The 25,521-nt window shown below is 70.2% G+C and carries 22 protein-coding genes; 16 read left to right on the top strand and 6 right to left on the bottom strand.

What is annotated here, in order from left to right:
- Positions 1–55: 55 nt before the first annotated feature.
- Positions 56–2,287 carry a peptidase domain-containing ABC transporter gene (locus A176_RS27225; RefSeq protein WP_002635443.1) on the bottom strand — a complete coding sequence of 744 codons (2,232 nt, stop codon included), beginning with the start codon at positions 2,285–2,287 and terminating at the stop codon, positions 56–58.
- Positions 2,280–3,230: an efflux RND transporter periplasmic adaptor subunit gene (locus A176_RS27220; RefSeq protein ID WP_002635444.1), complete on the bottom strand. Its 951-nt coding sequence runs from the start codon at positions 3,228–3,230 to the stop codon at positions 2,280–2,282. Before A176_RS27220 ends, A176_RS27225 begins: the two co-directional genes overlap by 8 nt.
- A gap of 276 nt (positions 3,231–3,506) precedes the next feature.
- Here A176_RS27220 and A176_RS39160 point away from each other — a divergent pair, with 276 nt between their 5' ends.
- Positions 3,507–3,683, top strand: coding sequence for a hypothetical protein (locus A176_RS39160; RefSeq protein WP_002635445.1), 177 nt, complete (start codon positions 3,507–3,509; stop codon positions 3,681–3,683).
- Positions 3,684–3,764: 81 nt separating this feature from the next.
- Here the strand turns inward: A176_RS39160 and A176_RS27215 are convergent, their stop codons facing one another.
- Entirely contained in the window at positions 3,765–7,064 is a 3,300-nt protein-coding gene (locus A176_RS27215; protein ID WP_044889365.1) for a lantibiotic dehydratase, read from the bottom strand.
- 165 nt (positions 7,065–7,229) lie between these two features.
- On the opposite strand from A176_RS27215, the gene A176_RS27210 reads away from it, so the two are divergent.
- The 8 genes from A176_RS27210 to A176_RS27200 all read left to right on the top strand — a co-directional run bounded on the left by A176_RS27210 (position 7,230) and on the right by A176_RS27200 (position 12,125).
- Entirely contained in the window at positions 7,230–7,415 is a 186-nt protein-coding gene (locus A176_RS27210; protein WP_002635448.1) for a hypothetical protein, read from the top strand.
- A gap of 168 nt (positions 7,416–7,583) precedes the next feature.
- Positions 7,584–7,751, top strand: a complete 168-nt coding sequence (locus tag A176_RS39410) for a class I lanthipeptide (protein ID WP_002635449.1) — start codon at positions 7,584–7,586, stop codon at positions 7,749–7,751.
- 100 nt (positions 7,752–7,851) lie between these two features.
- Entirely contained in the window at positions 7,852–8,013 is a 162-nt protein-coding gene (locus tag A176_RS39405) for a hypothetical protein (RefSeq protein ID WP_002635450.1), read from the top strand.
- Positions 8,014–8,234: 221 nt separating this feature from the next.
- Entirely contained in the window at positions 8,235–8,411 is a 177-nt protein-coding gene (locus tag A176_RS39400) for a hypothetical protein (RefSeq protein WP_002635451.1), read from the top strand.
- Positions 8,412–8,562: 151 nt separating this feature from the next.
- Positions 8,563–8,730, top strand: a complete 168-nt coding sequence (locus A176_RS39395; protein WP_002635452.1) for a hypothetical protein — start codon at positions 8,563–8,565, stop codon at positions 8,728–8,730.
- Positions 8,731–8,822: 92 nt separating this feature from the next.
- Positions 8,823–8,993 (top strand): hypothetical protein, encoded by a 171-nt coding sequence (locus A176_RS39390; RefSeq protein ID WP_002635453.1) that lies wholly within the window; start codon positions 8,823–8,825, stop codon positions 8,991–8,993.
- Between the two features lie 144 nt (positions 8,994–9,137).
- Positions 9,138–9,689 (top strand): GNAT family N-acetyltransferase, encoded by a 552-nt coding sequence (locus tag A176_RS27205; RefSeq protein WP_044889366.1) that lies wholly within the window; start codon positions 9,138–9,140, stop codon positions 9,687–9,689.
- Positions 9,690–9,782: 93 nt separating this feature from the next.
- Positions 9,783–12,125, top strand: a complete 2,343-nt coding sequence (locus tag A176_RS27200; RefSeq protein WP_002635456.1) for a Tex family protein — start codon at positions 9,783–9,785, stop codon at positions 12,123–12,125.
- 15 nt (positions 12,126–12,140) lie between these two features.
- Here the strand turns inward: A176_RS27200 and A176_RS27195 are convergent, their stop codons facing one another.
- Both A176_RS27195 and A176_RS27190 read right to left on the bottom strand, forming a co-directional pair.
- A complete protein-coding gene (locus A176_RS27195; protein WP_002635457.1) occupies positions 12,141–13,268 on the bottom strand; it encodes a hypothetical protein in 1,128 nt (375 codons plus the stop codon).
- A complete protein-coding gene (locus tag A176_RS27190) occupies positions 13,268–15,130 on the bottom strand; it encodes an HSP90 family protein (protein ID WP_002635458.1) in 1,863 nt (620 codons plus the stop codon). The genes A176_RS27195 and A176_RS27190 overlap by 1 nt, the downstream gene beginning before the upstream one ends.
- Before the next feature lie 147 nt (positions 15,131–15,277).
- On the opposite strand from A176_RS27190, the gene A176_RS27185 reads away from it, so the two are divergent.
- From A176_RS27185 to A176_RS27175, 3 genes are all read left to right on the top strand, one after another.
- A complete protein-coding gene (locus tag A176_RS27185; RefSeq protein ID WP_044889367.1) occupies positions 15,278–16,117 on the top strand; it encodes a metal-dependent hydrolase in 840 nt (279 codons plus the stop codon).
- Positions 16,118–16,314: 197 nt separating this feature from the next.
- Positions 16,315–17,661 (top strand): LETM1 domain-containing protein, encoded by a 1,347-nt coding sequence (locus tag A176_RS27180; protein ID WP_021781018.1) that lies wholly within the window; start codon positions 16,315–16,317, stop codon positions 17,659–17,661.
- Positions 17,662–17,923: 262 nt separating this feature from the next.
- The gene (locus A176_RS27175) at positions 17,924–19,948 is read left to right on the top strand and encodes an FUSC family protein (protein ID WP_002635461.1); all 2,025 of its coding nucleotides are present in this window, start codon (positions 17,924–17,926) and stop codon (positions 19,946–19,948) included.
- A gap of 67 nt (positions 19,949–20,015) precedes the next feature.
- Here A176_RS27175 and A176_RS27170 read toward each other — a convergent pair whose 3' ends face one another.
- Positions 20,016–21,611: a HEAT repeat domain-containing protein gene (locus A176_RS27170; RefSeq protein WP_021781019.1), complete on the bottom strand. Its 1,596-nt coding sequence runs from the start codon at positions 21,609–21,611 to the stop codon at positions 20,016–20,018.
- A 103-nt stretch (positions 21,612–21,714) separates the two neighbouring features.
- On the opposite strand from A176_RS27170, the gene A176_RS27165 reads away from it, so the two are divergent.
- The 4 genes from A176_RS27165 to rsmB are packed head-to-tail and all read left to right on the top strand — an operon-like array spanning position 21,715 to position 25,521.
- A complete protein-coding gene (locus A176_RS27165) occupies positions 21,715–22,296 on the top strand; it encodes a hypothetical protein (protein ID WP_044889369.1) in 582 nt (193 codons plus the stop codon).
- A gap of 29 nt (positions 22,297–22,325) precedes the next feature.
- Entirely contained in the window at positions 22,326–23,264 is a 939-nt protein-coding gene (gene fmt / locus A176_RS27160) for a methionyl-tRNA formyltransferase (RefSeq protein WP_002635464.1), read from the top strand.
- Between the two features lie 20 nt (positions 23,265–23,284).
- Positions 23,285–24,208: a type II 3-dehydroquinate dehydratase gene (locus A176_RS27155; RefSeq protein WP_044889469.1), complete on the top strand. Its 924-nt coding sequence runs from the start codon at positions 23,285–23,287 to the stop codon at positions 24,206–24,208.
- Positions 24,205–25,521, top strand: coding sequence for a 16S rRNA (cytosine(967)-C(5))-methyltransferase RsmB (rsmB, locus tag A176_RS27150; RefSeq protein ID WP_002635466.1), 1,317 nt, complete (start codon positions 24,205–24,207; stop codon positions 25,519–25,521). The genes A176_RS27155 and rsmB overlap by 4 nt, the downstream gene beginning before the upstream one ends.

The raw sequence follows: 25,521 nt of genomic DNA, 5'->3' as shown, positions 1-25,521 counted from the left end.
GCTCGCTGGTGCGGGGCACCGCGCTCCAGGCGCCCCTGCCGGGTGCCTGGGGGCATCACCCCGTGAGCTTCTGCTGGAGGACGCGGTCCTGATGCGCCACCAGCTCGCTGTAGTGCCCCTGGAGCGCCATCAGATCATCGTGGCGTCCCTGCTCCACCAGGCGCCCCTGGTCCATGACGAGGATGAGGTCCGCGTCCCGAATGGTGCTCAGGCGGTGGGCAATCACCACGCGCGTGCAGTTCAGCTCCGCGATGGCGTCCTGCACGGCCCGCTCCGTCTTCGTGTCGAGCGCGTTGGTGGCCTCGTCCAGCAGCAGGATGGCCGGGCCATGCACGAGCGAGCGCGCCAGCGCGAGCCGTTGACGCTGGCCTCCCGACAGGGAGCTGCCCATGTCGCTGAGAATCGTCTCGTACTTCATGGGCATGGCCATCACCTCGTCGTGAATCTGCGCGCGACGGGCGGCCTCCAGCACCTGCTCCAGGGGCAGGCTGGGGTCGGAGTAGGCGATGTTCTTCCGGATGTCCCCCTGGAAGAGGGCGGGGTTCTGCAGCACCACGCCCATCTGCCGGCGCACGTCCCGCAAATCGAGCTCCCGCAGGGAGTTGCCGTCGTAGCGGATGTCCCCCTTCGTCGGCAGGTACAGCCCGAGCAGCAGGTTGGCCAGCGTGGACTTGCCCGCGCCGGAGCGGCCGACGATGGCCACGAACTGGCCGGGTTGGACGTCCACGCTGACGTCCTGGAGCACGGGCGTGGCGCGGCTGCCGTACTGGAACGAAACGCCGTCCACCTGGATGCCGCCCTGCAGCTTGTGCGCGCGGCGGGGCGTGTCGTCCGTCTGCTCCGGCTTCGCCTGGAGGATGTCGTCCACGCGGTCCAGGTAGCTGCCCACCAGTTGCAACTGGAACGCGGTGGCCACCAGGTTGGAGATGGGCGTGAGGAAGTTCCCCGCCAGCGCGTTGATGGCCAGCATCTCGCCCAGGGAGAGCTGCTGATGCTCAAGCACCAGCCAGGTGCCCACCGCCAGCGTCGCCAGCGGAGACGCCATGCGCAGCGTGGCGGTGAAGGAGTCGGTCAACGCGGACAGCCGGCCGCGGTCCAGCGACACGTTGAGCACGTCCACGTAGAGGTTGGACCAGTGCTGCACGGCCCGGTCCTCCAGCCCCATGGCCTTGAGCGTCTGGATGCCGTTGAAGAGCTCCACCTCGTAGTTCTGCGCGCTGGCGTTCACCTCGAGGCTGCGGGACATCAGCTCCCGCTGGCGCTTGCGCGCGAACACGAAGACGAGCACCTGCAGCAGCGCCAGCCCCAGCACGAGCAGGGCCATCTGCCAGCTCCCGTAGAACAGCAGGACCAGGTAGATGCACACCAGCGTTCCGTCCAGCACGGCGGACAGCGCGCCGGAGGTGAGCAGCTCGCGCACCGTGGCGTTGCTGTTGAGCCGGCTCATCAAGTCGCCGGTCGAGCGCAACTGGAGGAACGAGAAGGGCAGCCGCACCAGGTGGTCCAGGAAGCCCACGGTCATCCGCGCGTCCAGGTACGTGCGCAGATGCAGCAGCAGGTGTGAGCGCACCAGCGACGCGGCGAACTGGAAGACGACCAGGGCGCCCATGCCCGCGGCGAGGACCCCCAGCAGCGAGACGTTGCCGCTGGGGACCACCCGGTCCACCACCGCGCCGGTGAGGGACGGCAGCGCGAGCGCGAACAACTGGAGCAGCACCGACATCACGACGATGCGCCGCAGCGTGGTGCTGCGCTCGGTGACGAGCCGCAGGTAGCGGCGGGGGCCGGGGACGGTGCCGCCCGTCTCGAAGGTCTCAGACGGCTCGAAGAGCAGCGCGACGCCCGTGAAGGACTTGCGGAACTGCTCCATGGGCACGGTGCGCCGGCCGAAGCCCGGGTCCACCAGCTCCACGCCCTTCGACGTCAGCCGCTCGAAGACGACGAAATGCCGGAACTCCCAGTGCAGGATGGTGGCGGGGTCCAGCAGGTGCAACTCGTCGATGTCCACCCGCGCGGCGCGGCCCACCAGGCCGAAGCGCTGGCCCGCCTCGAGCAACGCCAGCGCGCTGACGCCTCGCAGCGTCAGGCCCGTGGCCGCGTGGACCTCGTCCAGGCTGATGCGCCGTCCCCAGTACCCCAGCACCATGGCCAGGGACGCGGCGCCGCAGTCAGCGGCCGTGAGCTGCGCGATGAAGGGGACGCGCCTTCGCCGCAGGTGCTCGCCAATGCGGGCCAGGGCGGGGAAGCGGTCGAACAGTGAGCCCGCGGAGTCTTCTTCTTCAGCCACGGTGTTTTCCGAGGAGTTCGAGCACGGGGAACAGGGTCAGCCAGCCGTTGCGGATGCGCACGCGCACCCAGGCGACGCCGGGCATGCCCGTGTAATAGGAGTAGCTGCGTCCATCCACGTCGAAGGTCGCGCCGGGCAGCCGGCCCTCCACCGCCACGTGGGGCCCCTGGAGCGGCAGCGCGTCGCCGAGCCCCGGCCCCAGATAGCGCCGCACCTCGGCGGGTCCCACCAGCTCGTCGCTGACGGACGTCACCTGGAAGTACTGGTACGCGTAGGGGAAGCCGGAGACCTCCATGCGAATCTGTTGCCCGGCCTCCAGCATGGGGCGGTACTGGCCGGGCACGAGCGCCAGCGCGAAGGCCTCGGAGCCATCCTGGAGGATGGAGGCCACCGCCTGCCCGGCGTTCAGGTACTGGTTCTCTCGCACGCGGACGTCATAGACGCGGCCACTGACGGTGGCCCGGAGCACGCGCTCCGACAGCCGCGCCTCGCTGAGGTCCACCTGGCTGCGCAAATTGGAGAGCGCCTGCCGGGACATGGCGTCGAGCGGGTTGAGCAGGCCCGCGGCGAGCTGCGCGCGGAACTCCTGCGTCATCCGGCTGCGCTCCGCCTGCTCCACCGGCGAGTGCAGCTCCACCAGCGGCTGTCCCGCCTGGACGTATTGCCCTCGCTCCACGAGCACCTTGCTGACGCGCCCCGCGGACGTCACCGTCAAATCCTCCAGGCCGCGGACCTGGATGAGCACGGGACCCGTCGCGTAGTCATTGATTTCGACGACGGTGAGGCCCACCCCCAGCACGAGCGCCACCGCGAGGATGAGCCAGTACGTGACGCGCGCCCAGAACGGGTCGACCCGGAGCAGGTTCCCCCGGACCTCGGGCTTGGCGTAATGGTCGAGCGCCTCCTGCCGGAAGAGCGATGACTGATGCGGATTCTGGCTCATGGCGGACGAGGACCGGAGATACGGGACGATAGCGAATGTCCCGGCTTGGACCAAATGGCGCGCCCGGCTGTCTGGCGGCCTGTGGAGCGAAGCGGGCCTGCAGCCGGAGTCATGTTGTTTTCACGCTGAGTCTTCGACACCGCGCAGCGTGCGCGCGGCGCAGGGCGATGAACAATGCACTGCGTGATACATGAGTCATCGTCGACTCTTGAGGGGCTCCCTTGAATTGCTGTTTGACGCATGGGAAGGTTTTTCAAACCCATCATGGAGGTCGCAATGGCTGCACAGACTTCGAAGAAGCTGTCGTTGAAGAAGGAGACGCTTCGGGTGTTGGAGGGCAGTGACAAGTCGATGCTGGAGGGCGCCGTCGGCGGCACCGGCGCGACCACGACCATTGGCACCACCAGCCTCCTGACGGTCACCATCGCCGAGACCCTCAGCGCCGAGCACTGATATCCGTCGTGGAGCCACCCCGGGTTCCAGCCGCGTGCCCCCTCCTCGGGGGCGCGCGGGGTTTCCGGTGACGGTGTCTGTCTATGCAGGGGCGCCACCGGCATCTTCCGCCTTGCGCGCCCTCGCGAGACGCGAACGATAGAGCCGGGCCAGGAAGTCATAGAGGATGAGCTCCTGGGCGCGCTGGTCGCTGGGGAGCATCCGGTTGACGTGCATGTGCAGGAAGCTGCCGGCGAGCCCCGTCACGGGCACGGTGAGGAGGCCCTCCCGCTCCGCTGTGTGAAGCTGTTGGGCGATGGGGCGCAGCCGCTGTTCGCGCCGCTCCAGGATGTCGAGCGCGGCCTTCCAGGGGCCCTCGTGTGCTGCCGTCAGGCTAAGCAGTTGCTCGAGCTCGCGCCGCTCCTGGCGGAAGCGCTGGCTGAGCTGGTCCTCGAAGTGCGCGTTGACGTGGAACTCGGCACCGAAGCCGTGGCGGCACCGGGTGGCGATGTCCAGCTTCGCGGGCAGGGACAGGCCCAGTCCGCTCAGCAGCGTGTCCAGGCCCAGCAGCGCCAGCTTCCAACGGACGCTGGCGCCCGCGTCACCGGGGTACGCCTCCAGCAGCCCCAGCACGGCGTCGCTGTCCGCCGCGAAGAGCTGCTCGGCCAGCTCGACTCCGGCGGGGCCGCCGTAGCGCTCCACTTCGCGCTCGTAGGTGTCGAGCTGAAGCTTCCATCCCTCGCCGGAGTCCAGGGCGCTGGCGCACGCCGCCATCAGCGCGGGCAGGGCCTCCGCGTGCAGCCGCTCCGGTGGACCGTGCAGGCGGACGCGCACGTGCCAGTCCGGGTCGCCGTAGCGCAGGAAGAACGCGTGTGAGATGGCGCCCGCCGCGCTGAGTCGCCGCAGCACGGGCGTGAGCGTGAGGGTGAGCAGCCGGTCCGCGGTGGCGGTGCCGGTGTAGAGCTTCGCGTAGAGCCACTCGGAGCCGGGCGGGAAGGTGCGGCGCACGGCGGCCGAAGGCGCGGCCCGTGCTCCGGCGGCGGCGCGCGAGGGCTCGCGGCGGTGGAAGGGGAGCACCAGCTCGTGGTGGTAGCGGCCATCCGGCCCCGTCACGCAGAGCCCCTCCGGCGAGGGATACAGCTCCTCCAACTGCACGCCCGCGGGACGCTTGCGCGTGAGGTGGATGAAGGTGTCCACGCTCAATACGTTGTCCAGGTCGATGGGGAGCTGGTTGTCGCCGTCGTGGAGGTAGACCCAGCGCGGCAGGCGCGCCTCCCGCCGGAACCGCTGGATGGCCGCGAAGCGCGCGCTGCCCTGCTCCGCGCCCCAGGCCTTGAGCTGCTCCGCCGTCACGTTCCACTTCGCCAGCGACAACACCGCGCGGCCATGCACCACGCGGGGGAGGAAGGGAACCTGGGCGAGCGGGCCCCAGTTGAAGGCCAGATTCACCACGCCCTGTTGCTGAAGCTGGCCCAGGAAGCGGTACGCCCCGAGCCCGAGCGTGAAGTAGTTGTGGGCGTGCGTCAGCCGGGGGATGACCTCGCGGCCCAGCTTCCGCGAACGCAGCACGAGCCGGCCCTGTTCCACGGAGAGCCACAGGTCGGACAGCGCGATTTGCTGCTCCGTGGGCACGCCAGACTGGCCCAGGAACACGAGGTCGTGTTGGCGCAGCGCGGGACGGCAGATGACGTTGCCCATGCGGCCCTGCGGCAGGTGGACGACCTCCGCGAAGAGGGCGTCCGGGCGCAGGGCCTCCTCGGCGCGAAGGTGCTCACGCGTCGCGGCCTCCAGGTCCGCGTCCGCATGGCAGAAGCGCCCCAGCATCACCGCGCCGGAGGGGCCGGCCAGGTTCTCCAGAAGGACGCGGAAGTCGCCCCGGTCCACGTGCTCCGCGCTGGCGCCCACCACGGCGGCGACGAGGGAGAACGTCTCCGGCAGCGGGAGCGTGCCCTTCGACTCCATGACGCGCACGTCGTCCTCGGTGAGGATCAGCTCCTGGGCCTGCGTGCGCCAGCACGACTCCAGCCGCGTCATCAGGTGCGTCCACCGCGGGCTGTCGGGGAAGCGCCGCCCGCCCTCCTGGCGGGGGAAGGCGAACCCCTGGAGGAGCGGGCCGGTGCCGCTGCCGGTGCCGCCCTCCAGCGCGAAGCCGATGCCCGTGTCCTCGTCCAGCGCCTCCAGCAGGGGCACGGCGCGGTCTTCGTAACGGGCCAGGAAGCGCCGCTGGAACCGGCCAATGGGCGTGTCCGCGCCCGCGGTGACGGCCAGCCGGTGAAGCGTCTCGACGGCGCCCTGGCACGTCTCCACCACCGCTGGCGACAGCGTGGCCTCCCGCATGGGGCGGACCATGTCGACCTGGAAGAGGCGGGGCAGCTCCGCGGGGACGGGCAGCCCTTCGAGCATCCGGGCGATGTCGCGGTAGGTCGCGTCGGGGACGCCAGGGCGCGCGGCGTCGATGCGGCCCAGCGCCTCATGGGCGGAGGCCAGCTTCTCTCGCGTGGGCTGGAGCGCGGGCACGTTCGCGGACTGCTCCAGCAGGTAGGGAATGGGCTCGGGGCCGGTGAGCGTGGGTGCCCACGTGGAGACCAGGACCTGAGAGTCGATGAGCTCCAGGATGAAGTCGCGGGCATCCCCCAGTTCGATTTCAGGGTCGTCCTGGACGAGCGCCTGGGCCAGCGCCTCCACGGACGCGCCACCCCGGGCACGCGCCAGCGTGGCCTCCAGGTACGACGAGGGCTCCACGGCCACCAGGTGGTACGTGCGCTCGCGGCCGATGTGCCGCATCTCCATGTAACGGAGCCGGCCCGCGGCCAGGTACAGACTGGAGTTGGGGACGTAGTGGAGCGCGCTCCGGACGGCCGGCTCCTGCTGGACCTTCTCCACGAGCGCGCAGACGTAGTCCATGTCCAGGCGGGTGTGGCGGCGCAGCTCCTCGCGAGGCGACAGGTGCAGGCGCGTCGCCGGGCCGATGCGCCCCACGGAGAGCCCCGCGAACAGGCCGAACGGCGTGCTGCGGCCGGACATGCGCGCGAAGTACCGCACGAGCGTCCGCTCCACCTTGAGGCCCTGCTCGGAGTCGGGCTTGTCCTGCCAGTAGTGCAGGCTCTCCACGAGCGCGGGCGAGGCGATGAAGAGGGCCTCGCGGATGAGCGGGTCCTCCACCCACTGGCGCAGCCCGGCGCGCAGGTGTTGCCGGTCCCGTTGAAGCGCCGCTTCCAGCGCGTCGGGAGCGGCGCCGGGGGCCTCCATGTGCTCGCTCCAGGACGTCAGGGCGTCGAAGGGCAGCAGCGGGGTCCGCAGGACGAAGAAGCCCGAGGCGACGAAGGGAGATGCGCGCCCGGGGCGCGTCCGCCCAGCCGGAAGTTCGCGCGCGTCGGACGAGGAAGAAGATCGTGGGGACATGGGCTGGTGCCGTGGCTCGGAGGGGGAACCCGCTGGACTTCAGTGTACAGCAGGAGTGCAGTTATTTCTTGAGGCTGTTGTTTTTCGTGACTTAGGCTTGGGGGGCTCCGCGCGGCCTCCGCGGCGCGCGGTGTGGTCAGTCCTCCAGGAGAAGGAAGCCCCATCATGAACACTGCATCTTCGAAGAAGCCCACCCTGAAGAAGGAGACCCTGCGGACGCTCGTCGTCGCCGAGCTGCCGCAACTGGATGGCGCGGTGGGTGGCAACACGCCCGCGCTGGGTGGTGGTGTCATCGGTGTCGCCACGCTCACGGTTCAGCCCACTGTGTCGCCGCGCACCCGCACGTTGTAACGGATTGAGTCACGAGTGATGTCTGGTGTCATCAAAGACTGCTTGATGACGCCAATCCCCAATGCGTGGTGCTCGGCTTGTGGTTTCAAAAGTGCTTGAGCTAGGGTTCGTTGTACCGCGAAATGCGGTGATGTCTTGTGTTCCCAACTCACGATTGGAATCATCAAGATGAACGTTCAGCCTCCGAAGAAGTTATCCCTCAAGAAGGAAACGCTGCGTCAGATTGATGCGGCCCAGCTTGATGGCGCGGTTGGCGGTACGACGCCCTTCACCATCATTCCCGTCACGATTGGTTATACCATCGGGCGGACCCTCATCGACGCCAGCGACAAGTGACCGGAATGGCCGAAAGGCCATCCAGGTCTCGGGCAGTGTCCATCATGCCGCGGTTCGCGGTGATGTCTTGCGTTTCACCCCCACGACAGGAGTCATCAAGATGAACGTTCAGGCTGCCAAGAAGCTGTCCCTCAAGAAGGAAACGCTGCGTCAGATTGATTCGTCGCAACTGGCTCAACTGGACGGCGCGGTCGGTGGGAGCACGCCCCTTTGTGTCGGTGTCATCATCGGGCTCACCATCACCATCATGGCCAACGACTAGTGGTAACGGGGACTGCTCCGGAGCCTTCGGGTCTCCGGGTGTTTCAGTCCCCGGCTCGCGGTACCTGGCGGGTGGTTTTTCAGAGTGTCGGTTGTTGACCGATTGTCCTGAAAAACCGCCTGCCGCTTGATTGGAAAACTTTAGCTGGGCTATCCTGCTCGAGCCGTGCTGGTTGTTCGCGGCACGGTGTCGCTCACACCTCGAGACATGGAGACGCCAGAATGAGTGCTCAGGCCGCGAAGAAGCCGTTGCTCCGGAAGGAAACGCTGCGCCAGCTCGATACCGCGCAACTCGGGCAGTTGGAGGGGGCCGTGGGAGGTATCACGCCCACCATCGTCTCCGCGACGCTTGTGATTGCCGCCACGGTGGCGATGACGCGCGACTCTGGCGAGGGCTGAACCGCCGTTCGCAAGGACGTCTCGACGCGTTGGGTCGCAGCCTCGAGGCTGCTGGCCAGGTGCCTTCGAGTGTGTCGAGGCGATGCTGTGCCCGTGCCGATGTATCAGTCGGTGCGCGGTAGTGCCTTCTCCCAGACAAGGAGTTCCTAGAATGACTGCACAGTCCTCGAAGAAGCCGTTGCTCCGGAAGGAAACGCTGCGCCAGCTCGATACCGCGGAGCTGAACCAGTTGGATGGCGCCGTGGGAGGTATTACGCCCACGGTCATTGTCCTCACCCGTCCGGTGGTCGAGCTCACCACGCGTATTCTCGAGAAGTAACGCGCCGCGCAGCGGTTGTTCTCGATGATGAATCGTGCCGATGTCTCAGTCGGCACGCGGTAGCGCCTTCTCCCAGACAAGGAGTTCCTAGAATGAGTGCACACGCCGCGAAGAAGCCGTTGCTCCAGAAGGAAACGCTGCGCCAGCTCGATACCGCGGAGCTGAACCAGTTGGATGGCGCCGTCGGTGGTACGACGCCGGCCGTCACCGTCACCGTTCCGCTGACCATCCTCACGAAGGAAATCATTGAGGACATGCTGTAACGCGTCGCGAAGCGTTTGTTTCAATCAAGCCGCGGGCCCTCCGAGAGGGGCCCGCGGTTTGTCTTTGCCCCCAGGGGTGATGCGCGAGGTGGGGCTCGGGAATTCCGGGAGGCGCCACGGCAGGTGGCGCGCTAGAAGCGCGGCATGGCGCCCGTTGCTCCCGAATCCCAGGTCCGAATCGTCCCCGCCCGGCCGGAGCACGTGGACTTCTGGCTGGAGATGCGCGCGGCGCCCGGTGCGCGGCGTTTCGTGGACACGGACGAGGACACGCGGGAGCTGCTCCTGCGGCGCATCCTGGAGGCGGGCGTGTTGGGTGAGCCCCGGGCCCGGAGCTTCCGGTGGTTCGTGGAGGTGGAGGGTCAGCTCGCGGGGACGGTCTCCGCGAGGGAGTTGTCCCGCGTCCACGGCCGCGTCGAGCTGGGCTACATGATGGCGGACGCGTACCACGGCCAAGGCCTCTGCACGCGCGCCGTGGCGCTGATGCTGGAGCAGCTCTTCACGCTGCCGTACCTCGACCGGGTGTGGCTCACGACGCTGGTGGAGAACGTCGGCTCGCAAGGCGTGGCGCGCAAGCTGGGCTTTGCGTTGGAGGGGACGCTGCGCGCGCACTGCCTGTTCCAGGGGCAGCGCAGGGACCAGCAAATCTGGGGCCTGCTCCGGCCCGAGTGGGAGCTGCGGCGCGCGTCGCTCGGATGAGGGACGCGAGGGCGTGGCATCCGTTGGTGGCTGAGCGCTTCGAACGGCCGGTCTCTGGGAGCAGCGTGGGGGGCGGGTTATAGAAGCGGCGCCATGCATCCCTACGCCGCTGAGCTTTCCCAGGAGCTGGGCCTGAGGCCCGAGCAGGTGGACCGGACCCTCGCGTTGCAGGAGGACGGAGCCACGGTTCCCTTCATCGCGCGCTACCGCAAGGAGGTCACCGGCGGTCTGGACGAAGTCCAGATTCAGACCATCCTCGACCGGGCCACCGAGCGCGCTGAATTGGATGCCCGCCGCGACACCATCCTCCGCTCCATCGAGGAGCAGGGGAAGCTGACGCCGGAGCTGTCCAAGGCGCTGAAGGCGGCGAAGACGCGCACCGAGCTGGAGGACCTCTACCTCCCCTACAAGCCCAAGCGCCGTACGCGCGCCGCCATCGCGCGGGAGCGGGGGCTGGAGCCGCTGGCGGACCTGCTGTGGAAGCAGGACGGCCGGCGCGGCGAGGACGTGGCCTCGCGCGTGCGGCCCTACATCAATCCGGAGAAGGATGTGCCGGACCAGGCCGTGGCGCTCGCGGGCGCGCGGGACATCTGCGCCGAGCGCGTGGCCGAGGACGCCGGCCTGCGCCGCGAGGCCCGTGAGATGAGCGCCCGCCGGGGCACGGTCCGCTCGGACGTGGTGCCGGCCAAGAAGGGCGAGACGACCAAGTTCGAGAACTACTACGGCCACGAGGAGCCGCTGACCCAGGCCCCCTCGCACCGCGTGCTGGCCCTGCTGCGCGGCGAGGAGGAGGGCGTGCTCAAGGTGAAGCTCTCCCTGCCGGATGACGAGGTGAAGAGCTTCCTCTCCGGGCGGGTGGTGACGAAGCCTCAGTCGCTCTTCGCGCAGGAGCTGCGCGCCGCGGTGGAGGACAGTTGGGACCGGCTGATGGGCCCCTCGCTGGAGGCGGAGCTGCGCGCGGAGCTGAAGGAGCGCGCGGACAAGCAGGCCATCGGTGTCTTCGGTGAGAATCTGCGGCACCTGCTGCTCGCGCCGCCCGCGGGCGCGCGCGCCGTGCTGGCCCTGGACCCGGGCCTGCGCACGGGCACCAAGCTGGCGATGATGGACGTCACCGGCAAGGTGGTGGAGACGGTGACGCTCTACTCGGAGCGGGGCGCGGACGAGCGGGCCCGCGCGGCGAAGCTGCTGGCCGCGGTGGTGCAGAAGCACAAGCCGGAGCTCATCGCCGTGGGCAACGGCACGGGCAGCCGCGAGGCGGAGGTGTTCGCGCGCGACACGCTGAAGGCCCTGGGCTCCCAGACGCCGGTGGTGTCGGTGAGCGAGCAGGGCGCGTCCATCTACTCGGCCTCCGAGGTGGCGCGTGACGAGTTCCCGGACCTGGACGTCAGCCTGCGCGGCGCGGTGTCCATTGGCCGGCGGCTCCAGGACCCGCTGGCGGAGCTGGTGAAGATCGACCCCAAGAGCATTGGCGTGGGGCAGTACCAGCACGACGTGGACCAGGGCCTGCTCAAGAAGAAGCTGGGCGAGGTGGTGGACTCGTGCGTCAACGCGGTGGGCGTGGATGTGAACACCGCGTCGCCGCAGCTCCTGGAGCACGTGTCCGGCGTGGGGCCGTCGCTGGCGAAGAAGCTGGTGGCGCACCGCGCGGCGAAGGGCCGCTTCACCACCCGGCGCGAGCTGCTCAAGGTCAGCGGCCTGGGGCCCAAGACCTTCGAACAGGCCGCGGGCTTCCTGCGCGTGCGCGGCAGCGAGCCGCTGGACGCGAGCGCCGTGCACCCGGAGCGCTACGCCGTGGTGGAGCGCATGGCGAAGGACCTGGGCGTGGCGGTGGGCGCGCTGGTGGGCAACGCCGAGCTGGTGCGCAAAATCGACCCGAAGCGCTACCTGGGCGCCGACCTGGGCGAGCTGACGTTGAAGGACATCCTGGCGGAGCTGGAGAAGCCCAGCCGAGATCCGCGTGGCGACTTCACCGCGCCCCAGCTCCGCGAGGACCTGCGCTCGCTGGAGGACGTGAAGGAGGGCATGGTGCTCCAGGGCGTGGTGACGAACGTCACCGCGTTCGGCGCCTTCGTGGACGTGGGCGTGCACCAGGACGGCCTGGTCCACGTGTCGCAAATCTCCACGCGCTTCGTGAAGGACCCCTCCGAAGTGGTGAAGGTGGGAGACCGGCTGACGGTGCGCGTGCTCACGGTGGACCTGGCGCGCAAGCGGCTGGCGCTCTCCGTGCGCGCGGTGCAGGAGGGCGGCGCGCCGCAGCCGTCGGGCCGGCCCGCCGTGGGAGGAGCCACGGGCGCGGGGCGGATGACGGACCGGGGCGGTGGTGGCCCGCGTCAGGGCGCGCGGCCCCCCGGTCCTCCGCCGAAGGGCCCCGCCAGCTCGGGTGAGAAGAAGGGCCCGGAGCCGTTCAACAACCCGTTCAGCAAGCTCAAGCGCTGAGGGCGCCGGGGCCGGTCACTTCTTCGAGTCGATGGGGAAGGGCCGGACCTCGCTCGCCAGCACCTGGTTGCGCGCCAGCAGCTTCGCGAACCGGTCCGTGCCATTCCGGTTGTCGAACCGGTTCGCGATGTCCCGCGCCTGTCCCTGCATCCACGCGTGCAGGGCGCGGACCGGGTAGCCGCCGTCCGCCGTGTACTCGGGATAGGCCTTGGGCAGCCGCAGGCTGATGACGTCCCGGTCCCCGGCGGCCAGCAGCCGCTCCAGCAGGAGCGCGGCGGCCGTGTAGAAGGTGAAGCGGTCCCGGTAGCTCGGGTGGTCCAACGCCCAGCCCAGGTGCTTCTCCAGCAGCGTCAGTCCGCGCGAGAGGTTGTCGGTCAGCACCAGGAACTCGATGTGCTCGCCGACGGTGGAGAGGAACTCGCGGTTCTTCGAAATCATCGCGTAGCCGCGGCGGTGCGCCTCCCGCGCCTGCTCCAGCTCGCCCAGCTTGAACAGCGGGTAGAGCACCGTGCCCAGCGTGAGGTGCGGAATCTCCGCGCAGGACTTGCGGCCATCCAGGATGGGCCGGGCCTTCTGCAGCACCTGCTTCCACTCGCCCTTGTCGACGTGGTGGTCCAGCTCGTCGTCCAGCTCGCACACGCGGCAGTCGGTGAGGTGGTCGCGGCGCGCCTCCAGCCACAGGTTCCACAGCCGCTCCACTTCCTCGGCGGCGTCACCCATCTCCCGCGCGGCCTGGTAGCGCAGCTTCAGCACCGCGCGCACGCCCGAGTCCGAGGCCTTGTAGCACTGCTCCACGTCCTCCAACGCGTCGGTGATCTGCTTGCGGGAGATGTGTGGGAACTCCTTGATGCGCCCCACCACCCACTTCTGCTTCCAGAGCATCTCCTCCGGGTCGAAGCGCTTGGGGTCCTTCTTCTGCTGGCCCCGGCACCACGCGAAGGCGACCAGCGCCTTGTCCGGGAAGCCTCCGAAGGTGGCCGCGTCGATGAGGGCATCGCGCATCCGGTAGCCGAGGCCCACGTCCTTGTGCGTGTCCGCCAGCCGGACGGCCTCCTCCAGCAGGCGAACCTTGCTCTCGCCCTCGGAGAGCCCGAGGGCTTCATCGAGGAGCGCCTCGACCTGCTCGCGCCAATCACCGGCCATCAGTGCAACCCCCGGGGTCCGCCGCCGCCGCCGCTGCCTTCTCCACCCCCGCGCCCCGGGTCGCCTCCCAGTTGCGCGGAGATGAGGCCGAGCAGCCCTTGGTTCAGCAGCACCATCTCCTGGGCGTTCAACGGGTGGTGTCCCAGGAGCAGCGCCTGCACGTAGAGCATCTCCACCGACAGCTTCATCAAGTCCCGGTCCGACACCGCCGCCAGCCGGCGCACCACCGGGTTGTGGAGGTTGAAGCACAACTGCGAGGGCTCGCCACCCGCCGCCGCCATCAGCCCGTCCAGCACCCCCGCGTAGAGGTCATCCGACTCCTCGCGGGCCCGCTCCGCGTCGCGCCGGAAGGCGCCCTCCGCGTCCGAGCTGTAGAGGGTGGGCACCTCCGCCGGGAAGAACTTCTTCACCACCGCGCCGCAGCGGAACGGCGCCAGCACGCGCTCCGCCACGCGCAGCAGCGGGAAGGTGGCGTCGCGCTCGTCCAGCGTGAGCTCCTCGAAGCTCTGGGGCAGGTCCGAGGAGGAGAAGAGCTCCACCTGCACGTCCGGCAGCACCTGCGGCAGCTTCTCCAGCAGCGCCGTGTCGTGCGTGTACGCCGCGTTGATGATGCACAGCCCCTGCGCGCCGGCCACCTGGGCAATCTGCCGGAAGCCGTCCATGGTGGGCGTGTAGCGCACCAGCGGGTGCGCGCGCCGGTAGTCCGCCAGCGTCATCATCCCCAGCGAGGTCTCGAACGGCAGCCAGTGGATGACGAGCCGGTAGAAGTCGTCGTCATCCAGCGCCAGGGCCTTCACGCTCAAGCCGTGCAGGGCAATCAGCCGCTGGAGCGCGCGCGGGTCCTCGCGGGCCAGCTCCATCAGGTAGGCGCGCAGCCCCTGGCCCAGGGCCTCTCGCGCGGAGGCGAGCGCCTCGTCCTCGTAGAAGGACTCGCGGCTGGCGGTGGGGCGCAGCGCGTTGGCGTTCACCACGCACTTCACGAAGAAGGCCCACTCCGGCAGCAGGTTCTCCGCGCTCTCCGACAGCAGCATGTGCTTGAGGTACACGCGGTGCTTCTGCCGCGAGTTGAAGTGCGGCGAGGCGGGCAGCACGAAGGCCACGCCGTCCACGTCGCCCGCGGTGGAGCGCAGCGGGATGCAGTCGATGAAGTCGGTGTCGAACAGGTCGCGCCCGTAGGCGAGCAGGGCCTTGCGCCGCTCCGACGCGCTGTCGAACTCGCGGCGCCACGGTGCGCCGTTGGTGTCGATGCGCTCGCGGCCCTGGTCCGTGGTGAGGTGGATGGGGAAGGGCAGCAGGCCGCCGTAGTGGCCCGCGAGGCTGCGCAGGCGCGTGGGGTTGAACCAGTCCGTCATGTCCGGGCGCGCCACCAGGAAGACCTGGGTGCCGGGCTGGGCGAGCGGGTGCTCGGACTCCCGTACGGCGTACGTGCCGTCATGCCGGCCCCGCCACTCCAGGGTTCGCCCGTCGCCGCGCGCCGAGCGCGTCACCAGCAGCAGCTCGTCACACACCATGAAGCACGACAGCAGGCCGATGCCGAACTGGCCGATGAAGTCGTTGCGGCGGGCTTCCAGGGCCTCCCGCTTGGAGGACTCACCGATGGTGGCCAGGAAGCGGTGGATTTCGTCCTCGGTCAGCCCCACGCCGTCGTCCGTGAAGAGCAGGGTGGGCGGGCTGCCGTCCTGCTTCTCCATCAGTTCCAGGTGGACGGTGCCCGCGTGGCCGGGCTCCAGGCGCTGGCGGGCGCGGATGGCATCGGTGGCGTTCTGGAGCAGCTCGCGTACGTAGACGCCCGGGGAGCTGTACAGGTGGTGAGACAGGAGGTCGATGACCCCGCGGAGGCTGACTTGAAATCGGTGGTCCACGTGCCGCCGACGTTAGCGCACGCCCCCTGTGGTATCGACAGCCGAATCGAGCTTGAGACGCGGCGCGAGGTTGGGCATCCATGGCGAGCCCTCGAATGGCCGCCCGGTGAGTGTCAGGTGGCGGGGCTCCTCACACAACAGGAGTGGATGGATATGCGGACGAAGTTCCTGGCAGGGGTGGTTGGCGCGGCGATGACCCTCGGTGGAACGGCCCTGGCGCAGGGCGCGGCGGCCCCGGCGAAGGTCGCGGCCACGAAGGCCCCGGCGGTGGCGGCGAAGGGCAAGGCGGAGGCGACGTGGTGGGGGCACGCGGCCTTCATCATCCGCAGCCCGGGCGGCGCGGTGATTGCCATCGACCCCTGGCTCACCAACCCCAAGGCCCCACAGGGGGCCGCGCAGCCGGAGGCGCTGGACGCCATCCTGCTGACCCACGGCCACTTCGACCATGTGGGCGAGGCCAAGGCCCTGGCCCAGAAGACGGGCGCCAAGGTGTTCGGCTCCTTCGAGCTCATCAACCTGCTGGGCCTGCCGGAGGCCCAGGCCGTGGGCGCCAACGCGGGCGGAACCTTCCAGGTGAAGGACGTCACCCTCCACCTGGTGGAGGCCGTGCACTCCAGCAGCTACGCGGCGGACCCCAAGTCGGCCCCGCAGTACGCGGGCGCGCCCCTGGGCTACGTGCTGGAGATGGCGAACGGTCCCACCCTGTACCACGCCGGCGACACCGGCCCCTTCGAGGGCATGTCGCTCATCGCCACCCAGTTCAAGCCCACCGTGGCGCTGCTCCCCATTGGTGGCCACTTCACCATGGGCCCCGCGGAGGCCGCCCAGGCGGTGCGCCTCTTGAAGGTCAAGAGTGTGATTCCCATGCACTACGGCACCTTCCCGCTGCTCCAGGGCACCCCGGAGGCGCTGACGGGCGAGCTGAAGAAGCTGCGCAGCACGGCCAAGGTGGTGACTCCGGAGCCCGGCGCGGCCACCGCGCTGTAGGCGCCGCGCGCGGATGGTTGGGCCCGGTAGAAGTGGCGGTTCTACGGCCGCTGACTTCCGGGCCTTGACCCTGTCCCCGGGCCGAGTGGAAACCCGGGGGCCGCTGGGTTACATCCCGCTCCGCTCTTTCCGCGCGTGGGTGTTTCCGGCGGTCCGGGGGTGTTCCCGTGTTGGATTTCAGCAAGGCAGGGTGGCTCATGCCACTCCTGGCGGAGACGGTCGCCTTTGAAGCGGGCGCGCCGGCTCCGTCCGCGCCGCCGCTGAGGTCCGGCCGGGCCCGGGCGCGCGCGTACCTGCGCCGCACGCTGCGCGCCAGCGGCCTGCTCTACGGCACGCCCGCGGATGCGCCGTCCGCGGCGGAGGTGGGGGAGCCCACCGAGTTCGAGGCCCGGGCGCTGGAGGACCAGCTCTTCCGCGCCGTCGTGCGGACGCTGGCGTTGATGGCGCTGGAGCTGGGCCGGCTCGTGGGGGCCCCAACGGGTCCTCGGGCCGAGCAGCTCCTGGTCCTGTTCGCGGTGCTCACCGGCGAGCTGCCGCTGGCGGAGGCGTTGGCGGCGCGGCTGGCCTCGGGTCAGCCGGTGCCTCGGCGGTGGGCGCTGAAGGTGGAGGCGTCGCTGGCGAAGCGCTCGCCGGTGCTGGCGGGGGACCCGGTGTACGGGCTGGTGCTGCACAACGGCGCGCAGTACGCGGACGCGCAGTTGTTCTGCCGGCAGGCCATCGACTACTTCTCACGGGGCACGCTGCACCGGGAGCGCGCGCAGCGGCGGCTGGACTTCGCGGCGCGGCAGAAGGCGCTGCTCGTGGACGTGTTGACGGGGCTGGCGTGCGTGGACCGGGCGCCGAGCCTGGCCGCGCGCCGCGCCATCCTGCGGCAGGTGGAGGACCTGCGCTTGCCCGCGGCGCTGACCTCCGAGCTCAAGGCGGCGGTGAAGCAGTCCTTCGCGCGGCGCCGCTCGGTGCGGGACGTGGTGCGGCAGGTGCGCAGCGTGGACGTGAGCCACTTCCTGCTGGAGCAGGCGCTGCTGGCCGCGTTGGTGGACGGGCGCAAGACGCGGCGCGAGCGCGTCTTCATCCGGGAGCTGGCGCAGGCGCTCCATGTCCCCGAAGCGGAGCTGCACCGGCTGGAGCTGGAGATGGCGGAGTTCTACGCCCGTCACCGCGCCATCGTGGATGTCTTCACCGTGTCCGACGCCGCGGGGGCCATGGGCGAGGACATGGTGGCCAGCATCCAGGAGACGCTGGAGCGCAACTTCTACCGGTTGATGCAGGAGGTCCGCGAGACCGGGGACCTGGCCGTGCTGCTCACCAAGGCGGCCCGTCGCCAGCCGCTCACGGGGGACGAGCGCCAGCGCATGCGCGCCCAGCTCATCGACGTGGCGAAGGCCATCCCCGCGCTGGCCATCTTCGCGGCGCCCGGTGGCATCCTGCTGCTCGCGGCGCTGGCGAAGGTGCTGCCCTTCAGCCTGCTCCCCAGCTCCTTCCAGGAGCAGGAGCCCCCGCTGGACGACTTCGACGACCTGGGCCCGGAGCGCGAGGCCGGGTAGCACTGTCCGTCGAATCGATGACACGGGCGGAAGACGCCGTGTTGTCCGGCACCCGTTGAGGGCGTCGGGCGCATCGGGAGCATGGATGTGCAGCCCTGCGAAGGTCGGGCCGTGATGTGGCGCGGTTGTTAGAGTGCCCGTCCGAGCGCCACGTCACGCAATGGGTCCGCTGCGTCACCATCTCCACGCGTTTCTCCGGGTCGAACCGGGGCGCCCCGCCTACGGCGCCGGCCTCCGCGCCGCGCTCGCGGTGGGGGGGCCCATGGCCGCCGCGGCCCTGCTGCACCTGCCCGCGGCCACCTGGGTGGGCCTGGCCGCGCTCTTCGTCGCCCTGGTGGACCGGGGCGGGCCCTATCGCTACCGCGCGTCCACCATGGGGGCGATGACGCTCCTGGGCGCGGTCGTGGGGCTCTCCGCGGCGTTCCATCTGCCGCCCTGGGCCGACGTCGTCATCACGCTGCTGTGGGTGACGGCCTGCGGCTTCGCGCGCTCCTATGGCGACACGCCGGGGCTGATGGGCGTGGTGCTCGCGAACTACTTCGTGGTGTCGCTCGCCATTCCCGCCAAGGACCTGTCGGACGCGCTGCTGCGCTCGGGCCTGTTCCTGGTGGGCGGCGCGTGGGCGATGTTCCTCGCGCTGAGCTTGTGGCCGTTGTTCCCCTACCGGCCGGCGCGGCTGGCCATCGCCCGGTGTTACGACGCGCTGGCGGACCACGCGGAGGAGGTGAGCCGCTGGCCATTGGAAGGGCTGCCGCCGTTCGCCGCGGGGGTGCTGCCGGAGGCCCCCTGGCAGGCCCGGGTGCGTCAGTTCATCGAGCAGTCCCGCACCGTGCTGGCCTCCACGCGCATGGGGCGGGCGGGGGAGAGTGGCCGGGGTGAGCACCTGCTGGTGCTCCTGGAAGGCGCGGACGCGATGATGGTGACGCTCGTCGCGCTCACGGAGATGTTGGAGGTGGCGCCCACCGAGCCGCGCTTCCATGTCGTTCGCGCGGAGGTGCAGCGCGCGTTGGTGGAGCTGGCCGCGGACTTGCGGCGCGTCCGGCTCGCCCTGGAGAAGGGCACCGAGGTGAGCGACCGCCCGGGCTGGAGCGCCGAGCGGGTGAAGCGCGCCCTGGAGGCGTTGGACACCGGAGGGGATGTCCCAGCGCACGTGCGCGCGGGCTATCACTACGTCCACACGCTGTTGGACCGGCTGCGCGACTATGCCCACGCCACCGTGGACGTGGCGGCGCGGCTGGAGGGCGGCTCCCCCGTGCCGGAGACGCTGGCGCTGCCCTCGCGGCCCGCGGACGAGCCGGCGCGGCAGCCGCTCCTGGAGCCGCTGCGTGAGAACCTCAACGTCCGCTCCGTCATCTTCCGCCACGCGCTGCGAATGGGGTTCGCCGCCGCGGCGGCCATGGCGCTCGTCGAGGCGCTGAAGCTGAACCACGGCTACTGGGTCATCATCACCGTCACCGTCGTGCTCCAGCCCTACGCGGGGCTCACCTTCCAGCGCAGCTTGCAGCGCATCGCGGGCACGCTGCTGGGCGCGGCGCTGGCGGCGGGGCTCGTGGCGCTCGTGCGGGACCCCGCCATCATCCTCCTGGCCATTGTCGTGCTGTTCTCCGTCGCGATGAGCATCCAGCCGCTCAGCCTGTCGGCGTTCCAGGTGTTGCTCACCCCGGCGCTGGTGCTGCTGGCGGAGCTTCAGACGGGAGACTGGGAGCTGGCGGGGGTGCGCATCGTCAACACCGTGCTGGGTGGGTTGATTGCGTTGGCGGGGACGCGGCTGTTGTGGCCGAGCCCGGAGCACCTGCGCTTGCCGGACCAGGTGGCCTTCGCCCTGCGCGCGGACCGCGACTACCTGATGGCGGTGGCCTCTTCGCCGTCGGACGCGGAGCCCTCGGTGCGCGCGGCCCGGCGGAAGATGGGGCTCGCGCTGCTGTCGGCGGAGGCGTCCCTCCAGCGGCTGATGGGGGAGTGGAACGGCCCGGCCCGGGAGCTGGAGCCGGTGATGGCGCTGCTCGTCTATGCGCGCCGCTTCACGTCCGCGGTGACGACGCTGGCCGCCAGCCGCAGCGAGCCGGCCGCGCCCCGCGAATTGTCGGGCGTGGTGCGCTTCGCCGGGGGCGTGTTGGAGGAGCTGGCGGCGGCGGTGGAGCAGCAGCGGCGGCCCGCGCCCATGCCCGCGCCGGCGCCGGTGGGCGGCGAGGACCCGCTGGTGCGCACGCACGTGGAGCGGCTGCTGCGGCAGCTCACGGTGCTGCACTCCGCGGCGGAGCGGATTCCGCCCTTGTTGCCGAGGTAGCGGCGGCGTCGCGCGCGCACCTCGGAACCGGCCCTGGGTGCGGACACCCAGGGCCGGGTTCCGAGGTTCAAGGCCGGTCGAGCGTGGTCACCAACCGGCGCAGGTCCTCGTTGACGCTGACCAACTGGGTGTTGCCCTGTTCATCCCGAAGCTGCTTGCGCAGCGGCTCCAGCGACACGTCGCGCACCTTCTTCGTCGCGTCCTTCGAGCCCTCCAGCAGCCAGCCCACGGAGAGGATGAGCGCCATGCGCGCCTCGGTGTCGCGTTCGCCCAGCCGCGTGGCCAGCGCTCCGGCGTGCTCGGCCGCGCCCGAGCGGCCCACCTCCAGCGCCGCGCGCTCCAGCAGCCGCGGGTCCGCCTTCTCCATGCGCTGCACCCAGCACGCCGCGTTGCCCGTGCACGCCTGCGCCACCTCCAGCAGCTTCGCCTGGCCGGCGATGGCGTCCGCCCGCTGCTTGCCCAGCGCCGCCGGGTCGTCGCAGCCCTCGTCGTCCGCCTGCTTGCAGTCCGCCGCCGTGCGCGCCGGCTCGGCCGCGGCCAGCTTCTGAATCAGCGGAAGCTCCCGGGCATCTCCCAACATGCCAATGCCCTTCACCGCCGAGTCGCGCGCGTACCAGTCACCGGTGCCCGCCGCCTTCTCCAGCGCGGGCAGCGCGTCGCGCCCGCCCAGCCGCACCAGCGCCCGGACGTAGGCGTCCCGCACCGTGGCGTCCGGCTCCGACACCAGTCCGGCCAGCGGCTTCACCGCGTCCTGGACTCGCATGCGCGCCAGCGCGTCCGCCGCCTGCATCCGCACCAGCGCCTGAATCTGCGGATCCGAGTTCGTGAAGGTGAGCTGCTTCAGCAGCGTCGCCACCGCGCGCTTCTCACGCAAGTCGCCCAGCACCGTCGCCGCCTTCATCGCGTAGCTGGCGGGGTTGACGCCATTCGACTTCGCCCACTTCAGCAGCTCCTCGTCCTGTCCCTCCAGCGCGGCCAGCAGCGCGTCCGACGCGGGCGCGCCGAGCTGGTAGAGCGCGAAGGAGCTCTCCACATAGAAGGACTTGCCCTTGCGCTCCTTGGTCAGCATCCGCACCAGCGCGGGCGCCGCGCGCGCGTCACCGATGTTGCCCAGCGCCTCGATGGCCTTCTTGTTGAGGAAGGGCTCCACGGAGTCGTCCGTCGCCAGCGCGATGATGGGCTCCACCGCTTCCTTGGCCTTCATCTCGCCCAGCACATCCATGGCCTCGATGCGCGAGTAGTTGTCCCGCGCCTTCAACAGCGGAATCAGCGCGGGGATGGCGCGGCGGTCACCAATGACTCCCAGGGTCGTGACGATGGCCTTGTTGGCCAACTGCGCGGACATGTCATCCGCGGCCGGGTCGAGTGCCTTCGTCAGCGGCTCCACCGAGGATTCGTGATGCAGGTCGCTCAGGGCCCGGGCAATGGCGGCGCGGACCTCCGGCTTCCGCTCGGAGCCCAGCCTTTCGTGGAGCATGGGCAGGAAGCTCTCGTTCATCTTTCCCGATGAACGCATGGCTTCCACCATCCGGATGCGGTCCTCCGCCCGCCGGTACTGTTGGAGGTTGGACTCCCAGTACTCGGGGGTCGCTGGGTCCTCCTTGCACCCAGCCAAAAGCGCGAACGAGAGCGCCACACACAACGCGGTCAGAGAGCGGGTCATGCGATCTCCACGGCGGCTGCGAGGTTGTCCTGTCTTCCGTGTAAACCTCGCACGAGGAAGGAAGCAATCCACTGCGGGCACCTGGGGTACGCTGGTCAACGACATGTCCGATGGGAATCAAAAGACGGTGCGCCCGAGCCACGTCCGCCGGACGTACATCCTGGACCGGCCGTTTCAGCTCAAATACATCTTGCTGCTGGCAGGGATTGGCGCCGGCGGCATCTTCGTATTCGGACTGCTGGCGCACCGCGTCCATGTGATGTCCGTGGCCTCGGGAATGGATGGTGGGCAGACGCTGCTGTGGCTCACGGTGCTCGGCGCCCTGGGCACGGCGGTGGTGATGGGGCTCTTCGGCCTCGTCTTCACCCACCGGGTCGCGGGCCCCGTCCACGTCATGAGTCTCTATGTGTCGGCGCTGGCGGCCGGCCGTTATCCGCGCATGCGGCCCCTGCGGCGCGGGGATGAGCTCAAGCTGTTCTTCGACCGCTTCAGTGAAGCGGTGACGCGCATCCGGGAGCGCGAGGCCGACGAAGCCTACGCCCTGGAGACGGTGCTGGAGGCGCTGCGGCCGGTGGCCACCACGCCCGAGGCCCTGGAGGCCCTGGGCACGCTGAGCGCCCTGCACACGCGCAAACGTCAGGCAGTGGACAACCCCACTGGGAGCACCTTCAAGTCCGTGGCCTGAGTCGCCCGGCGCAGGAGAAGCGCACCACCATGAGCAGACCCCGCATCGTTTTCATGGGCACCCCCGAGTTCGCCGTGGCGTCGCTGGCCGCGTGCTTCGAGCTGGGAGACGTGGTGGCCGTCGTCACCCAGCCGGACAAGCCCAAGGGCCGCGGCAACACGGTGACGGCGCCGCCCGTGAAGGAGCTGGCCCTGTCGCGCGGCGTGCCCGTGCTCCAGCCCACGAAGCTGCGCACGCCGCCGTTCTCCGAGGAGCTGCGCCAGTACGCGCCCGACATCTGCGTGGTGACGGCCTATGGCCGCATCCTCCCCAAGGACTTGCTGGACCTGCCCACGAAGGGCTGCGTCAACGTGCACGGCTCGCTGCTGCCGCGCTTCCGGGGCGCGGCGCCCATCCAGTGGGCCATTGCCCATGGCGACACGGAGACGGGCGTGTCGCTGATGGTGATGGACGAAGGGCTGGACACCGGCCCGGTGCTGGCGATGAAGCGCCTGCCCATCGCCGCGGATGACACGAGCGCCACGCTGTACCCGAAGCTCGCCGCCCTGGGCGGCGAGGTGCTGCGCGAGTTCCTGCCCGCCTACTTGAGCGGCGAGCTGAAGCCCGTGCCGCAGCCTTCCGAGGGCATGGTGCTGGCCCCCATCATCGAGAAGGACCAGGGGCGGTTGGACTTCACGAAGCCCGCGGTGGAGCTGGAGCGACGCCTGCGGGCCTTCACGCCGTGGCCCGGGGCCTTCACCACGCTGGGCGGAAAGCTGCTGAAGGTGCACCGCGCGCTGGCCAGTGGTGGTAGTGGCACTCCCGGCACGGTGCTGGCGTCCGGGCCGGACGGCATCGAGGTGGCATGCGGCGAGGGTTCGCTGGTGCTGCTGGAGCTCCAGCCGGAAGGAAAGCGGGTGATGCGCGCCGCCGACTTCCTGCTGGGGAACAAGCTGGCGCCGGGCAGCCAGCCCTTCGCCGGGGCCTGACGGGAGAACGGGTGATGGGCATGAAATTGCTGGTGTTGCACGGACCCAACCTCAACCTGCTGGGCGTGCGGGACAGCGCGTCCGGCGGGCGGCTGGAGGACCTGGACGCCGCGATGCACGCGCGCGCCGAGGCGCTGGGCGTGGAGCTGACGGTGGTCCAGTCCAACCACGAGGGCGACCTGCTCGACACGCTCGGCAGCGAGCTGGAGGAGCTGGACGGCATCATCATCAACCCGGCCGGCCTGTTCGGCTCCTATTCGCTCAAGGACGGCCTGGATGCCGCGGGGGTGCCCGCCATCGAGGTGCTGCTCAAGCCCCCCGCGCGGGAGTCCGTGGTGGGCGAGGCCTGCGTGCTCCAGATTCATGGCGGCCCGGGCTTCGAGCCCTACCTCCAGGCGCTGGAGACGTTTGGCAGCGGCGTCTTCTCGGCGACGATGCCCGAGCCGAAGAAGCCGCTGGCGCGCAAGAAGGGCGGCGCCACCAAGGGCGCGAAGGTGACGCCCATCACCGTGCTGAAGCGCCCGCCGCGCAAGGACGGCTCCACGGACACGGCCCGGTCGCTGGCGCGCGCGGTGAAGACGGCGGGGCCCACGAAGACGCTGGGCCGCAAGCTGGCGCCGGTGGAGGACCTGCGCGCGGCCCGTCAGGCGAAGACGCTGGGGCGGGGTGGGGTGAAGGGGCTCACCCCCGCGGCGGACCTGCTCACGCGCGCCCTGGTGCGCCAGAAGATTTCAGACCGGCTTTCGGGGCGGCTCTCCGCCGCCGAGCTGGCCGCCTGGGCCCGCTCCCAGTACCAGGCGGTGCAGCGCGGCGCGCCCGCGGAGAACGGCCACCGTGACTTGCTGGAGGAAAGCCTCCAGAGCCTCACCCTCTCCAACCTGCCCGCGACGCGGCTCTCGGATGAGCAGCTCGTGGACCTCTTGACCCGGCTCGACGAAGGATGAACGCCCGCGCTCTCGCCATTCAAATCCTCGCGCGGGTCCGCGCGACGGACGCCTACCTCAACGTCGTCCTGGACACGCAGTTGTCCGAGTCGCCCCCGAAGGACCCTCGCGACGCCGCGCTCGTCACCGAGCTGACCTACGGCGCCACCCGGCGGCAGCTCGCGCTGGACTACGCCATTGCCCGCTTCGCCGACCGGAAGCTGGACGCGCTGGAGGACAAGGTGCTGGCGGCGCTCCGCATTGGCGCCTACCAAATCTTCCACACCCGCGTGCCCGCGCGCGCCGCGGTGGCGGAGACGGTGCAGGCGCTCAAGGAGGTGGGGCTGGCCCGCGCCGCGGGCTTCGCCAACGCCATCCTGCGCAAGCTGGCGGAGCTGCCCGGGCCGCCGCTGCCGCCCGTGTCCAACCTGGCGCACCACCTGTCGGTGCGGGAGAGCCATCCCCAGTGGCTGGTGGAGCGCTGGCTGCGCCAGTTCGGCCGCGAGCGCGCCGAGGCCATGCTGGTGGCCGACAACCAGTCGCCCGCCGTGGTGGTGCGCGCCAACACCGCGAAGGTGACGCGGGACGCGCTGCTCGCCCAGTTCCAGGAAGTGGGCGTGGAGGCGACGGCGACCACCGTGTCGCCGGTGGGCATCACCCTGCCGTCCGTGGGCCGGGTGGAGGACGTGTACGGCTACGCGGAGGGCTTGTGGCAGGTGCAGGACGAGGCCGCGCAGCTCGTGGGCGTCTACGGCGCGATTCCGGAGTCCGCGCGCGTGCTGGACGCCTGCGCGGCGCCGGGCGGCAAGGCCTGTCACCAGGCGCAGTCGCACGACGTCGTCGCGGTGGACCTCCACGCGCACAAGCTGCGGAAGATTGAGGCGGAGGCCCGCCGGCTGGGGCTGGAGTCACGCCTGAAGGCCTTCGCGCACGACGCCGCGGAGCCCTTCCCGGAGGCCTGGGGCGAGTTCCACGCCTTCGTGGTGGACGCGCCGTGCTCGGGGCTGGGCACGCTGCGCCGCCACCCGGAGCTGCGCTACCGCCGCAAGGAGGAGGACATCGCCCGGCTGGCCACGCTTCAGCGGCGCATCCTGGAGAATTGCCAGGAGGCGGTTCCGGCCGGGGGCCTGCTCGTGTACGCGGTGTGCACCATGGACCCGCTGGAGGGGCAGGACCAGGTGGAGATGTTCCTGCGCAGCCACCCGGAGTGGACGGCCGAGCCGCCCGTGCTGCCGGGCCTCAAGCTGCCGCTGACGCAGGCATACCTGCGCACGCTGCCGGGTCCGGAGGGCTTCGACGGGTTCTTCGCCGCGCGCCTCCGGAAGCTCTACTGA

The sequence above is a fragment of the Myxococcus hansupus genome (assembly GCF_000280925.3).
GTDB lineage: Bacteria > Myxococcota > Myxococcia > Myxococcales > Myxococcaceae > Myxococcus > Myxococcus hansupus.
Note: the sequence above shows the minus strand (reverse complement) of the source record. Positions and strands in the feature narration are given on the sequence as shown.